15 protein-coding genes are annotated in these 13,651 nt (G+C 63.8%); 6 read left to right on the top strand and 9 right to left on the bottom strand.

The window, feature by feature from the left end; genetic code table 11:
* Window positions 1-139: 139 nt before the first annotated feature.
* From NMP98_RS05095 to NMP98_RS05070, 6 genes are all read right to left on the bottom strand, one after another.
* Window positions 140-1,285: an acyl-CoA dehydrogenase family protein gene (locus tag NMP98_RS05095; RefSeq protein WP_254860470.1), complete on the bottom strand. Its 1,146-nt coding sequence runs from the start codon at window positions 1,283-1,285 to the stop codon at window positions 140-142.
* 57 nt (window positions 1,286-1,342) lie between these two features.
* Window positions 1,343-1,777 carry a CBS domain-containing protein gene (locus NMP98_RS05090; RefSeq protein WP_254860469.1) on the bottom strand — a complete coding sequence of 145 codons (435 nt, stop codon included), beginning with the start codon at window positions 1,775-1,777 and terminating at the stop codon, window positions 1,343-1,345.
* A gap of 72 nt (window positions 1,778-1,849) precedes the next feature.
* A complete protein-coding gene (locus NMP98_RS05085) occupies window positions 1,850-2,032 on the bottom strand; it encodes a DUF7576 family protein (protein WP_254860468.1) in 183 nt (60 codons plus the stop codon).
* Between the two features lie 68 nt (window positions 2,033-2,100).
* Entirely contained in the window at window positions 2,101-2,964 is an 864-nt protein-coding gene (locus NMP98_RS05080; protein WP_254860467.1) for an SDR family oxidoreductase, read from the bottom strand.
* A gap of 78 nt (window positions 2,965-3,042) precedes the next feature.
* Entirely contained in the window at window positions 3,043-4,224 is a 1,182-nt protein-coding gene (gene glmU, locus NMP98_RS05075) for a bifunctional sugar-1-phosphate nucleotidylyltransferase/acetyltransferase (protein ID WP_254860466.1), read from the bottom strand.
* A gap of 50 nt (window positions 4,225-4,274) precedes the next feature.
* Window positions 4,275-5,621, bottom strand: coding sequence for a RimK family alpha-L-glutamate ligase (locus NMP98_RS05070; RefSeq protein WP_254860465.1), 1,347 nt, complete (start codon window positions 5,619-5,621; stop codon window positions 4,275-4,277).
* 91 nt (window positions 5,622-5,712) lie between these two features.
* On the opposite strand from NMP98_RS05070, the gene NMP98_RS05065 reads away from it, so the two are divergent.
* The 5 genes from NMP98_RS05065 to NMP98_RS05045 all read left to right on the top strand — a co-directional run bounded on the left by NMP98_RS05065 (window position 5,713) and on the right by NMP98_RS05045 (window position 10,309).
* The gene (locus tag NMP98_RS05065; RefSeq protein WP_254860464.1) at window positions 5,713-6,723 is read left to right on the top strand and encodes a succinylglutamate desuccinylase/aspartoacylase family protein; all 1,011 of its coding nucleotides are present in this window, start codon (window positions 5,713-5,715) and stop codon (window positions 6,721-6,723) included.
* Window positions 6,724-6,811: 88 nt separating this feature from the next.
* Window positions 6,812-7,204, top strand: coding sequence for a succinate dehydrogenase, cytochrome b556 subunit (gene sdhC, locus NMP98_RS05060; RefSeq protein ID WP_254860463.1), 393 nt, complete (start codon window positions 6,812-6,814; stop codon window positions 7,202-7,204).
* Window position 7,205: 1 nt separating this feature from the next.
* Window positions 7,206-7,571 carry a succinate dehydrogenase/fumarate reductase transmembrane subunit gene (locus NMP98_RS05055; protein ID WP_254860462.1) on the top strand — a complete coding sequence of 122 codons (366 nt, stop codon included), beginning with the start codon at window positions 7,206-7,208 and terminating at the stop codon, window positions 7,569-7,571.
* A gap of 1 nt (window position 7,572) precedes the next feature.
* Complete coding sequence (locus tag NMP98_RS05050) at window positions 7,573-8,436, top strand: succinate dehydrogenase/fumarate reductase iron-sulfur subunit (protein ID WP_254860461.1); 864 nt, start codon at window positions 7,573-7,575, stop codon at window positions 8,434-8,436.
* 37 nt (window positions 8,437-8,473) lie between these two features.
* Window positions 8,474-10,309, top strand: coding sequence for an FAD-binding protein (locus tag NMP98_RS05045; protein WP_254860460.1), 1,836 nt, complete (start codon window positions 8,474-8,476; stop codon window positions 10,307-10,309).
* 28 nt (window positions 10,310-10,337) lie between these two features.
* Here NMP98_RS05045 and NMP98_RS05040 read toward each other — a convergent pair whose 3' ends face one another.
* Window positions 10,338-10,541: a XapX domain-containing protein gene (locus tag NMP98_RS05040; RefSeq protein ID WP_254860459.1), complete on the bottom strand. Its 204-nt coding sequence runs from the start codon at window positions 10,539-10,541 to the stop codon at window positions 10,338-10,340.
* Window positions 10,542-10,646: 105 nt separating this feature from the next.
* Here NMP98_RS05040 and NMP98_RS05035 point away from each other — a divergent pair, with 105 nt between their 5' ends.
* Window positions 10,647-12,278 (top strand): hypothetical protein, encoded by a 1,632-nt coding sequence (locus tag NMP98_RS05035; RefSeq protein WP_254860458.1) that lies wholly within the window; start codon window positions 10,647-10,649, stop codon window positions 12,276-12,278.
* A gap of 3 nt (window positions 12,279-12,281) precedes the next feature.
* Here the strand turns inward: NMP98_RS05035 and NMP98_RS05030 are convergent, their stop codons facing one another.
* Both NMP98_RS05030 and cysE read right to left on the bottom strand, forming a co-directional pair.
* The gene (locus tag NMP98_RS05030; protein WP_254860457.1) at window positions 12,282-12,890 is read right to left on the bottom strand and encodes a DNA-3-methyladenine glycosylase family protein; all 609 of its coding nucleotides are present in this window, start codon (window positions 12,888-12,890) and stop codon (window positions 12,282-12,284) included.
* Window positions 12,891-12,920: 30 nt separating this feature from the next.
* On the bottom strand, window positions 12,921-13,475 hold the full coding sequence (gene cysE / locus NMP98_RS05025) for a serine O-acetyltransferase (protein WP_254860456.1): 555 nt from the start codon (window positions 13,473-13,475) through the stop codon (window positions 12,921-12,923).
* Window positions 13,476-13,651 lie beyond the last annotated feature (176 nt).

Raw genomic sequence — 13,651 nt, 5'->3', positions numbered from 1 at the left:
GCGTAGCAGCCGTGGAGGTCCACGATCCCTCAACGAAGGGAAATTCACCCACTTAGTTAATACGTTCTGTGAGATACGCGCCTGTGCCGACCGCGAGTTCAGACATCGCCCGAGATAAAACCGTATCTCCTGTCCCGGATTACTCCTGCAGTTCGCGGGCGATGATGTTCTTTTGGATTTCGGTGGTTCCCTCGTAGATTTGGGTGATTTTGGCGTCGCGGTAGAACCGTTCGGCGTCGAAGTCGTCGACGTACCCCGACCCACCGTGAATCTGGACGCACTCGTTTGCGTTCTTGACGGCGGTGCGGGAGGCGAACTCCTTGGCCATCGACGCCAGCGTGGTGAGTTGTTCGTCCTTGTGGTCGACGGACCACGCGGACTTGTAGGTCAACTGTCGTGCGGCTTCGGCCTCGGTGTGCATGTCGGCGAGTTTGTGCTGGATGGCCTGGAAGTCACCGATGGGACGGCCGAACTGTTCGCGCTCTTGGGCGTATTCGAGTGCTCGTTCGGCGGCGCCCTTTGCGATGCCGACGCCCTGTGCGGCCACCTGCGTCCGCGTCTCGTCGAAGAACTGCATCTGCTGGAGGAAGCCAGCGCCGCGGGTCCCGACGAGGTTTTCCTCGGGGACGCGAACGTCGTCAAGGATGAGTTCGGCGGTGTCGGAGGCGCGGATGCCCATCTTGCCCGTGATTTTGTCGGCTTCGAAGCCGTCGCGGTCGGATTCGACGATAATCTGGGAGAAGCCGTTGTAGCGGCCGTCGGCATCCGGGTCCGTTTTACACAGCACGACGAAGAAATCGCCGATGGAGCCGTTGGTAATCCACATCTTGTTGCCGTTGATAACCCACTCGTCGCCGTCCTTCTCCGCCCGCGTCGACACCGACGACACGTCAGACCCCGTGTCAGGCTCGGAGATGGCCGACCCACAGATGGCGTCACCGGAGGCGAGGTCCGGCAGCCACCGCTCTTTCTGGTCTTCGGTGCCGAAGGCGATGATGGCCTCGCTTCCGAAGGCGGTGCCGAGGATGCTGCCACCGATGCCGGGGTCTGCGGCGTACAACTCTTCGACGATGAGCGCCACGTCGAGCATCTCGTAGCCGGCGCCGCCGTACTCGATGGGAATCTGTGCGCCACACAGTCCCATCTCGGCGCCTTTCTCGATGAGGTCGAACGGCGCCTTCTCCTCGCGATCGTACTCCTTTGCGACGGGTCGAATCTCGTTGTCGGCAAAGCGGCGGACCTCCTCGCGAATCTGTCGCTGCTCCTCGGAGAGTTCGAAGTCCATACCGTACTGTGTGACCGATGTATGATAAAACTCCGCACTAGGTTTACAGTGTTAGTGCTACTCCCACTCGCCGTCGACCAGGTCGGTTTCGGCCTGTTTGGCCATCTTCACCTGGTAGTTCGGGAGGTACAGCGCGAGGTCGGTCGTGGTGATGATGCCGATGGCCTTGCCGTTCTCGACGACAGGAAGCTTCTTGACGCCGTTGTGTCCCATCCGTTCGGCGGCGATTTTCAGCGTTTCCGTTGGGCGGGCGGTGACGACGGGGTCGGACATGAGTTCCGAGACGGGCGTCGACGGGTCCCGTTCCTGCCCGACGGCGGCGACGATGTCCATCTCGGTGACGATGCCTTCGAGTCGGCCCTCGCCGACGATGAGCGAACCGATTCCCTTCTCGTCGAGGATGCGGGCCGCCTCGGCGATAATCGCATCGGGCGAAACCGTCTCGACGGGTGAAGTCATTAACTCCTCGACGTTCGTGTCTTGCTCGGCCATGTTTTGTACTCCGAGCGGATGGCCATAAGCCTACGGCCTACAGAAATACGGAGCAGTCAGCACGTCCTCGACTCAGGAGGACCACGCTTCCCGACAGTCGTCGTCACAGAAATGAGCGGTGTGGACGCGGTCGTCCTCGACCCACGTGATGACGCGGTGGGTTGGTTCGCTCACTATTGGCTCGTCGCACACCTCACATCTCGGCGCATCGTCCTCGGTGACATCCTCACCGAGGTCCGAAGTCGGGTCGACCATCTTGTCGTACCGTTAGTTGGCACCCATATGAACGATTATGTTCACGCAGGCGGTGCCACGGGTTTTCGTCACTCCGGGCGCTCGTAGCTCGGGTCGAACATCTGGGCCGACATCGGGGACGGGTCACCCTCGGTGAGGTTGTACTTCGAGAAGTCCTCGACGCCGACCTCCCGGAGCAGGTCCTCGTCGTAGACGGCGTTACCCGTATACGAGGCGGGGTCGCGGCTGAGTATCTCCAGAACGGTGTCGGAGACGATTTCGGGCGTCCGCCAGTCGTCTTCGGTGCCCATCCCGAAGTATCGGGTCGCCCGAGTGTCGATGGCGGTGACGGGCCAAAAGGAGTTACAGCCCACGTCGTGTCCGCTGAGCTCCGTCGATAGCGACAGCGTGAGGAACGACATTCCCATCTTCGACCACGCATACGGTGCTTCTCCCGGTGCGCGGTCGACCGTGACCGGCGGCGCGTTCGTCAACAGCCACGCGTTGTCGACCTCCTTGAGGTGGTCGAGGAAGGCACGCGAGGTGAGATACGTCCCGCGGACGTTCACATCGGTCATCAAATCGAAGCGGTTCGCCGGCAGGTCCTCGACGTTCGCGATTTGGATTGCACTGGCGTTGTTGATGACGATGTTGACCTCGCCGAACTCCTCGATGGCCTCCTCTGCGGCGGCCTCGACGGCCTCCTCCTCGCGGACGTTCAACTGAATGGGGTGGGCCTCGACGCCCTTCTCGCGGCACTCCCGGGCGGTCTGTTCGATGGTTCCTTCGAGGTCCTTCTCCTCGCCGTAGTCGTCGTTTTCGCTTGTCTTGCCCGTCGAGACGATGTTACAGCCCTGTTCGGCCAATGCGAGCGCGATGGACTTGCCGATTCCGCGGGTCGTTCCCGTGATGAAGGCGGTCTGTCCCGAGAGGTCGGGCTTTTCGAGCGTCATACCCCGCACGTTCGCGGCAGTGAACTTAAAACCCGATTAGTCCGGCAACGATTCGGGCGCCGAGGCAGTCTCGGCGCCTCACCGGTCCCGAGTGACCGACTCCCCGGGGTCGGTTCGGGCGTTCGCCGACAGCACGACGCCGGGTGCGAGGCTGGTGTTGATGGCCGTCTTCACGTTCGGGCCGGCGACGACGCCGTACTTCCGGCGACCGGTCGAGACGCGGTCACCCTTCACGGTCTGTTTCACGTCCTCACCGTCGTGTCTGAGGTTGGCGACCTGCGTTCCGGCGCCGAAGTTCACGCCCGGCGCGAGCAGACTGTCGCCGACGTAGGAGAGATGCGGCACGTTCGAGTCGGCCATCACGACCGAGTTCTTCAACTCGACGCCGTGGCCGACGTGACACCCCTCACCGACCAGCGTCGCCCCGCGTATGTAGGCGTTCGGCCCCACCTCGGCCCCCGACCGGACGAGTGCGGGCCCCTCGATGACGACACCAGGCTCTATCGTCGCCCCCGCCTCGACGACCACCTCTCCGCGGAGTTCGGCATCGCCGCGTACGTCGCCCTCGACGCGTCGGTCGAGTTCGCCGAGTTTCCACTCGTTTGCTTCGAGCAACTCCCAGGGTCGGCCCACATCGAGCCACCGCGACAGCGTCACCGCCGTCACATCGGCGTCGTCGATGACTCGTGCCACAACGTCGGTTATCTCGTACTCGCCGCGGTCGCTCTGAGGTACGTCGAGGTGTGAGAGTGCCGCCTCTGGAAACGCGTAGGCGCCGGCGTTGGCGAGGTTCGTCCGCGGCTCTTCGGGCTTTTCCACGATGTCGGTCACTCGGTCGCCGTCGACAGAGAGGACGCCGTAGTTGCGTGGGTCCTCGACCTCGATGGCGGCGACGGCGGGGGCGACCTCGAACAGCGCCGCCACGCTCGCGGGGTCGTAGAGATTGTCGCCGTTCAGCACCGCAAAGGCGCCGTCGAGGTGTTCCCGCGCCGCCCGGACTGCGTCGGCGGTTCCGCGCTGTTTCTCTTGGACGGCGAAGGAAACGTCGACGCCGCGGTATTCGTCGCCGAAGTACTCCCGGACGGCGTCGGCTTCGTAGCCAACGACGAAAACCAGTTCTTCGGCACCCGCCTGAACCGCCGCGTCGGCGGTGTGGGCACACAGCGGCCGGTCAGCCACCGGTAACATCGGTTTCGGTACCGTCTCGGTCAGCGGACGCATTCTGGTCCCCTCGCCCGCAGCGAGAATGACGGTTTGCATGGCGAGTGGGTCGACGGCGACGGGGAAAAACCGGACGGTTGCCGCGCGGCTTACTCCTCTAGGAGGTCCTCGTCGAGCGATTCCGGTTCATCGTCGTCCGCACGACGCATCACGTCGACTTGGTAGTGCTGGAGGATGTCCCGACCGAGCAACAGCGGGTAATCCATGTGACTGCGGTCCTCGATGCTCGCCGTGACGGTGTGTTGAGTCCCGCCGATACCGACCACGAGGTCGACGACCGGACGCGAGCGGCCGCTCTTGACGCTGCCCGATTTGATTTTCACGATGTCTTTGATTGGTCCGGTCCCGATATCGGCGGCCAGACGCGCGTCGATGCTCGTTCGCGTCGCCCCGGTGTCGGATTTGGCGAGCACCGTCTTCGAACCGCTGGTTCCCATCGCAACGACCTCCTCGATGTAGCCGATGACGACCGTCTTCGCCGGTTCGGGGGATTTCTTTCGCGGCATACACGCCGGTCGGGAGTCGTCGAGGTTCGCCGATAGTTCGTACACCCGCTCTTCGTCGACCTCGCCGCCGGCGCGCTCGATTGCGAGGCGGGCGATGTGAGGGGCCGGCGAACGACCGGTCGCCTCGAACAGTCCCTTGAACCCGGCAGTGGGATTGACCTCGAGGACGTAGTAGCCGTCCTCGCCCTGTACGATGTCGACGCCGGCGTAGTCGAGTCCCACCACGTCCGTGGCTCGTTCGGCGATGGTGACGACTTCCTCGGGAAGGTCGTCGGTCGCGTCCTCGACGGCCCCGCCCAACGCCACGTTCGTCCGCCACTCACCCTCCGGGGCGTAGCGGTTCATCGCCCCAACGACGCGACCGCCGACGGTGTAGATGCGGAGGTCGTGGTGTCGTTTCTCGTCGTGTTCGATGAGTTCCTGCAGGAATGCCTGCCGGGACCCCACCATCGGGTTGACGGGGTCGTCGGTGTCGAGTTTCCACGTCCCGCCGCCGTGGGTGCCGATGGCGGTTTTGTAGACGACTTCGTCGCCGAACTTTTCGCGGCGGTCGTTGAGTGTGTCACCCGACAGCGCCAACAGCGCGTCGGGAACCTGGATACCGGCTTCGGCCAACGCCGTCCCCGTCGCGAACTTGTGGATTGCCGTCATCGTCGATGTCGGCGTGTTCAACATCGGCCGCATCCGGTCGAGCATCGTCGCCAGTCCGAGCGCCTCCGCGGGCTGTTCTTCCTTCGACAGCAGGAGCCGATTGACGACGATGTCCACCTCCGGCTCCAGCGTCACTTCGCCGTTTTCGATTTCGACGGCGGTGTTCTGCTCGCGGAGCCACTCGGTGTCGTATCCGAGCTGTTCGACCGCATTGAGAATCGCTTTCGACTCCTTCGAACTGTGAAGGCTGAGAACGCCAACAGTGAGGTCAGAAGACATACTCACACTCCGGTAGGTCTCGGCAAAATACTGACGGTCGATGAGGCAACGATGTGTGTTCCTTTTTGTATCCCTACGTCCTGTGACCCGTATGTCGGACCCGTTCACGTACGACGGTGGGTCGGTCGCGCCCGGTGAGACGGCCAACGTCCGCTACACCGTCAGCGAAACGTACCTCGGCGACCCGGTCCGCGTCCCCGTCACCATCGTCAACGGCGAAGCCGAAGGGCCGACCCTGTTCCTCTCGGCGGCCGCCCACGGCGACGAACTCAACGGCATCGAAATCGTCCGGGAGGTCGCCCACGAGTGGGACCATTCCGACCTCCACGGCACCCTCGTCTGTCTGCCCGTCCTCAACGTCCCGGCGTTTATCGCCCAACAGCGGTATCTCCCGATTTACGACCGCGACCTCAACCGGTCGTTCCCGGGCGACGACGCCTCGACGAGCGCGAAACGCATCGCCGCACGCATCTTCCGGAACTTCATCGAACCCTGCGATTTCGGGTTGGACTTCCACACCTCGACGCGTGGGCGGACGAACATGCTCCATGCCCGCGCGGATATGGACAACGACGCCGTCGCACGCCTCGCAAACGCCTTCGCCTCGAACGTCATCATCTCGACGCAAGGCCCGGAAGGAACGCTCCGTCGGGAGGCCGCTGACGCGGGAACGCCAACCATCACCGTCGAGTTGGGCGAGGCCCACCGATTCCAGCGCCCGCTCATCGACGAGGCGCTGGAGGGTGTTCTGTCGGTGATGGCAGAGTTCGGAATGCGGAACACCGAGACGGTGAAGTGGCCCGGATGGCGGACGGTCATCGACGGCTCCGACGAGAAGACGTGGCTCCGGGCCGACGCTGGCGGACTCGTCGAGATGCACCACGACCGAGGGTCGCTCGTCGAGGAAGGCGACCGAGTCTGTACCATCACGAACCCGTTCAAGACCGACTCAGCGGTCATCGAGGCGCCGTTTACCGGCCTGCTCGTCGGCGTTCTGGAGAACCCGTTGGTGTACCCCGGCAATCCCCTGTGTCACCTGGTCAAACTCGACGGGGTGACCCTTCGGGCGATTCGCGGACGAAAGCTTGCCGACCGAGCCTGAATGGTGTCGACGAGTTGCCGGTTCAGTACGGTGGTAGACGTTCGCAGAAGGTAACTACTATACCACCGCGGACCCGACCCTACCGTGCATGAGTCAATCGTACGACCGAGGTCTGATAGAGGACTTCGGGCGGTGGCAGGAGTTCTCCGCCGGCATGTGGGCTTGGATTTTCCACAAGTTCACTGGCTGGGTGCTCATCGGCTACCTGTTTACGCACATCGCCGTGTTGAGCACCGCCACGGTGGATGGAGCCACCTACACCACGACGCTCCAGGGGCTGGAGAGTCTGCTGGTGGTCCGAATCCTCGAGGTCGGCCTGCTCGCGGTCGCCGTGTTCCACATCCTCAACGGCGTCCGCCTGCTGTTTGTCGATTTGGGTGTCGGCCTGGAATCGCAGGACAAGGCGTTCTACGCCGCACTGATAGTTTCCGCGGCCATCACGGTCGCGAGCATTCCGACGTTCCTCGTGGGGGCATTCTGAGATGGCTGACTACTACTCCTCGTTCGAACCGAAGGGAACGCGGTGGCTGCTCCAGCGGCTTACCGCGGCGTTCCTCGTCGTCGTACTGGCGTATCACTTCATGCTGCTGCACTTCGTCAACCACGCAGCGGAAGTGACCATCGCCGGAACGACGGCCCGGATGAGTCAGGTCGGCTACTTCATCACGATGGTGTCGTTCCTCGCCGCCGGGGCGTTCCACGGCGTCAACGGCGTGTACAACGCCCTCGTCAATCAGGGCCTCGAGGGGACCCCGAAGACGGCCGTCAAGTGGCTGCTCGCCGTCGCAGGTGTCATGCTCGTCGTGCAGGGCATCCGCGTCGCAATCGCCATGACGAACCTCATCTGATATGAGCACGCAAGTAACCGAACAAGAAACCGAGACCGAACCGCAGGAAAAAGAGGAATCCACTCACCAGGAGCGGCGACTCACCGAGAAACACGACCGCGCCGACATGCGCGAGCGTGCCGAGGCGAACCTGAAGGACGCCGAGGAGACGGTGAAGCTGAAGGTGTTCCGGTACGACCCCGAAGTCGAGGGCAAGAAGGACCCGCGATTCGACACGTTCCGCGTGCCGTTCAAGAAGGGGATGACGGTGCTGGACGCGCTCATCTTCGCACGGGACCACTTCGACTCCAGTCTTACGTTCCGTCACTCCTGTCGGCAGGCCATCTGTGGCTCCGACGCGCTGTTCGTCAACGGACGACAGCGCCTCGGCTGTAAGACCCAGATGTCCGAGTTGGAGTGGCCCGTCCGCATCGAACCGCTCCCACACGCCGAGGTCGTCAAGGACCTCGTCGTCGACATGGAGCACTTCTACGACCAGATGGAGTCCGTCGAGCCGTACTTCCAGACCGACGAACTGCCGTCTGGCGAAGAACAGAAACAGACCCGCGAGAACCGCGAGAAGGTGAAGATGTCCACGCGCTGTATCTGGTGTAGCGCGTGTATGTCCTCCTGTAACATCGCCGCCGGGGACAACGAGTACCTCGGTCCCGCGGCCATCAACAAGGCATACCGCTTTGCGATGGACAAACGCGAGGGCGAGGCGATGAAGGAACACCGACTCAACATCATCGAGCAGGAACACGGTGTCTGGCGGTGTCAGACGCAGTTCTCCTGTACCGAGGTGTGTCCGAAGGACATCCCGCTGACCGAACACATCCAGGAACTGAAACGGGAAGCCGTCAAGAGCAACCTGAAGTTCTGGTAACCGCAGGCTGAAGTCCACCGAATCCTAACTACACACTATGACATTACACGAACACGACGTTATCGTGGTCGGGGCCGGCGGCGCCGGACTCCGTGCGGCCATCGCGGCCCACGAGGAGGGCGCCGACGTGGCCATGGTCACGAAACTCCATCCGGTTCGCTCCCACACGGGCGCCGCGGAGGGTGGCATCAACGCCGCCTTGCGCGACGGCGACGACTGGGAACTGCACGCCTACGACACGATGAAGGGGTCGGACTACCTCGGCGACGCCCCAGCCATCGAGACGCTGGCACAGGACGCCCCCGAGGAGGTCATCCAACTCGAACACTGGGGAATGCCGTTCTCCCGAGAGGACGACGGCCGCGTCTCCCAGCGACCGTTCGGCGGGTTGTCGTTCCCGCGGACGACCTACGCCGGTGCCGAAACCGGCCACCACCTCCTGCACACGATGTACGAGCAGGTGGTCAAACGAGGCATCCAGGTGTACGACGAGTTTTACGTCTCCGAACTCGCCGTCACCGACCACGACGACCCCGAGGACCGCGAGTGCCACGGCGTCGTCGCCTACGACATCAAATCCGGCGAGGTCACCGGCTTCCGAGCCACTCAGGGCGTCGTTCTCGCCACCGGTGGCGACGGGCAGGTGTTCGACCACACGACGAACGCCGTCGCCAACACCGGCGACGGTCCGGCGATGGCCTACCGCGCCGGCGTCCCCGTTGAGGACATGGAGTTCGTCCAGTTCCACCCGACGACGCTACCGTCGACGGGCGTCCTCATCTCCGAGGGGGTCCGTGGCGAAGGTGGTATCCTCTACAACGACGAGGGCGAGCGGTTCATGTTCGAGTACGGCTACGCGAGCAACGCCGGCGAACTCGCCTCCCGCGACGTGGTCGCCCGCGCCGAGTTGACCGAAGTCAACAACGGCCGCGGCATCAACGACGAGTACGTCCACCTCGACATGCGACATCTCGGCGACGAGCGCATCTACGACCGCCTCGAGAACATCATCCACCTTGCGGAGGACTTCGAGGGCGTCAACCCCGTCGAGGAGCCCATGCCGGTCAAGCCCGGCCAGCACTACCACATGGGCGGCATCGAGACCAACGAGAACGGCCAGACGTGCATCGACGGCCTCTATGCCGCCGGCGAGTGTGCGTGTGCGTCGGTCCACGGTTCGAACCGTCTCGGCGGCAACGCCCTCCCGGAACTCATCGTTCTGGGTGCCCGCGCCGGCCACCACGCCGCCGGCAAGGACATGGAGGTCGCACAGGTGCCGACCGGCCCCTCCGCGAAGAGCGAGGACGAAACGTCGCTGGAAACGCCGGTCACGCCGGGCGAAATCGGTGTCGACGACGACGTCGCCGCCGACGGTGGCGCCATCGCCGACCCGAAGGCCGTCGTCGAGAACGCCGTCGAGCGCGAACGCCAACGCATCGAGGAACTGCTGGAACGCGACGGCACCAACCACGCAGAAATCCGCGAGGACCTTCAGAAGGCGATGACCGAGAACGTCAACGTCTTCCGCAACGAGGATGGCCTCAAGAAGGCACTGGAGGTCATTCGAGAGTGCCGCGAGCGGTATCAGGACGTCGCCGTCGCCGACCCCTCGCGGACGTTCAACACCGACCTCATCCACACCATCGAGACGCGCAACCTCATCGACATCGCCGAGACCATCACCCTCGGTGCGCTCGCCCGCGAGGAGTTCCGCGGCGCCCACTGGCGGCAGGAACACCAGGAGCGAAAGGACGACGAGTGGCTGAAGCACACGATGATTTCCTGGAACGGCGGCTCGCCGGACCTCTACTACAAGCCGGTCATCCTCGAAGGCGAGAACAAGGAGTACGAGCCGAAGGTCCGCTCGTACTGAGTTCGGTTTTTCGTCACTTCCTTCGACGCTACAGCCCCAACGCTCCCAGCAGGTCGTAGCCCCAGCCGACGTACTCGACGAATTTGAAGCCCAGATAGATGCCGACGATGCCGAGGATGCCCGCGACGTTCGGTGGCGCGGGAATCGGGACACCGACGAGGGCGAACGTTGCCCCCGCGAGAATTCCAGTGAACAGTGCCAACACCGCGATGACGAGGCTCCCGTCGACCATACCTCCGAGGGAACCGGACGCGACAAAGCCGTTTGGTTCACAGCGACACGGCCCGTCTGGCGTCAAGCGAAGGTATTAATCTAGATGGGGTCGATGCCCCGCCTGATGGGGGGTCGGTTTCGCTGGAGCGGCACAATCGCAAGACGCGTCAGTGCGGGCAGCGCCCTCACGCTGGCGGGGGTTCGGAGCGTGCTCCCGGAGACGGGCGTCGCCGCCGTCGAGGAACTGGTTCCTGTCGTCTTCTCTGCGGTGGTGAACACGGGGTCGTTCGGGCCGGTGCTGGCGTTTCTGCTGAACGCCGCATTTTTCTTTGCAGTGTTCACGACGCTCGTTCCGGAACTCTACCCGGATTCGATGGGTTCCGCCCGGGAGACGGTCGTGTTTCGCCTGTCGGTCGGTACGATAGGCGCGATTACCGCGATACCGATTTATTACGCGCTTTCGAATGTGATGCCGCCGTTGAACTGGCCGCCGGCGCTCGGCGTCGTCGCCGCTGCCGTCCTGTCGGTGGTCGTCTTCTGGGACTGGGACCGTCGGGATGTCGGAATCGCGTCGGTGTCGGACCTCTTCGCTCGAACCCTCGTCGCCGAATCCGCTGAATCACCCGACGATGACGCCCTTCCACCGTGGCTCGACGAGGCCCACGAACGCGTCGAACTCCTCGCGGGAGTCTTGATAGTCGGTGCGCCGGCGTATCTGGCGGGCATACTCGGAGGTGTTCTGGGAACCTTCTTTCCGGCGCTCGAACTCCTCTTGGTGGTCGGCATCGTCTCGGCGCGGTTCGACTCCGTTTTGCCGACATCGCTCCGCCGTCGCCTCCGTAACGGCCGGTCGGTCGAGACGCGTGCCTACGATAGCCTCTCGGCGAGCATCAGACACGGCCGCGGCATCGCGGGATACACCACCTGTCTGTTCGGTCTCATCTTTGGTTCGCTCCCGCTCGTCGTCGGCTACGGCGGATACGGGCAGTTCGCGAACAACGCCGTCCACGAGTGGACGGTCGTCGTCGCAGTCGGCGTGAACGCGCTGTCGGGTGGCGTCTCGCCTACCGTGCTTCCACGGTTCCTCGCCGACGCCGTCGCGACGACCGTCTTCTTCGTCTCGCTTCCGCTTCTTACCGGCTATTACTCGTGGTACTGGTATCGACAACTACGGCGGATGCCGGCGGCGCTCCGATACGCCGAGGCGGTGTCGCTGACCGACCGAAACCTCCCACCGGTCGGCCGGCCACCGTTCGTGTTGGTTCCGGCGACGCTTCTGTTCGTCCTCTCGATGGTGTACGACCGTTGGTACGCGTTCGGCATCGACCAGTGGGTCGGTGAGACGCTGCTGGCGGTCGCCGGCCCGGTTTTGCTCGCGACGCTGGGAGTCGGAGTTCGACGGTCGCTCGAAACCCCACGGCGGTACCCGACTCGGGACGGCGTCGTGACGATGGCCGCACTCTCGGTGAGTTGTGCGGGCGTCTACGTCGTCGGGTCCGCGATTGGCGTGTCCAGTAGCGGACTCGTCGTTTTCATCCCAGCCATCTCCATCTTCGGATACTACTTCAAGAACGCCGTCGAGTTCGGCGTTTCGCTGTCCCGTGTTTCGAATGCACTCTTGCTGTTCGTTCCACTGGTTCCGCTCTCGTTGTTCTGGTTTCCGATGGTTCCGTTCGACTGGCGCGTGGCAGCGTTCTTCGTTGCCCTCGTCCCGCTTTTCGGTTACGCAAGCGTCACCAAGCGGTACGAGGAGTAACCGTTACTTCCCGATTACCTCCGCCACCGACTCCGCGATGTCCTCTTCGATACGCCACAGATACAGTGTCGCGTAGCTCCGATACGGCGCCCAGCGCTCGGCTTCCGCGACCATCCCTTCGCGAGTCATCTCCTCGTCGCCGTAGAGCGTCCGCATTCCCTTCCGAACGCCGAGGTCGCCGACTGGGAACACGTCGGGCCGGCCGAGCGAGAACAGCAACTGCATGTTCGCGGTCCACTCGCCGACGCCCGTGATGGACGTGAGTTCGGAAACGACCTCGTCGTCGTCGAGTGCTTCGAAGTGGGCTTTACTGTACTCCTCGCGGAACGCCTCGGCGACGTTGCGGACGTAGCGGGTCTTCTGTCGGGAGAGACCGGCGTCCCGAAGCGTCTCGGGGTCGGCGGCGAGGATTCCCTCGGGTGTCACCTTGACCGACTCGAACAGTCGATTTCGGGTCGCTGCGGCCGAGGCCATCGACACCTGCTGGCGGAGGATGGAGACGACCAATCGCTCAAACATGTCGTCGGCGGTGTCGAGTTCGAGGACGCCGTGTTCCTCGATGAGCGGTCCGACGTAGGCGTCGTCGCGGAGGTACTCGTGTGGCGACTGCACGGGCGGTCCTCGGCACGGCGAGAATAAAACTCACTCGGGCGAACAGTCCTCGGTGACCCGGTCGGACCCGGTTCCGGAGACCGGTTTCGCGGGCGACCCCGCGACGGTGGTTTCGGGAGGCACGTCGTCGACGACGACGCTACCGGCGCCGACGGAGGCGTTCTCGCCGACGGTGATAGCACCGAGCAGCGTAGCGTTGGCGCCGAGGGTGACGCCGTCTTCCAGCGTCGGGTGGCGCTTCTCGCGGCGCATCGAGTCGCCGCCCAATGTGACGCCGTGATACATCAACACGTCGTCGCCGATGTCGGCAGTTTCACCGACGACGACGGCCGCTCCGTGGTCGATGAACAGCCGCCGACCGATGTCGGCAGCGGGGTGGATTTCGACGCCGGTGAGCAGTCGGACGAACTGCGAGAGCGCACGTGCGGCGAAGGTGTTGTCGCGGCCCCACAGCCAGTGGGCGATTCGGTAGCCCCAGACGGCGTGTAGGCCGGGATACAACAGCGCGACGGAGATGGCGCTGGTGGCGGCGGGGTCCTTTGCGAGTGCGGTGCGAACGTCCTCTCTGAGTCGGTCGAGTACCATATCTGAGTCGTGTCGGGTGGGAAGCAGGCGGGGCGAGAGCGAAGCGGCCGTCACTGGGAGCGACGGCCGGAAAAGAGGCTCAACAGCAACACCGACACGCCGACGTTGCAAGCGGGACAGCGGCGCGGGAACGCGAATCGGCGTGGTTGTGTGCCATCCTGTCTACGTATCCCGCG

It is taken from the genome of Natronomonas gomsonensis, from assembly GCF_024300825.1.
GTDB lineage: Archaea > Halobacteriota > Halobacteria > Halobacteriales > Haloarculaceae > Natronomonas > Natronomonas gomsonensis.
The sequence above is the reverse complement of the archived record's forward strand: the minus strand, read 5'-3'. Positions and strand labels throughout refer to the sequence as shown.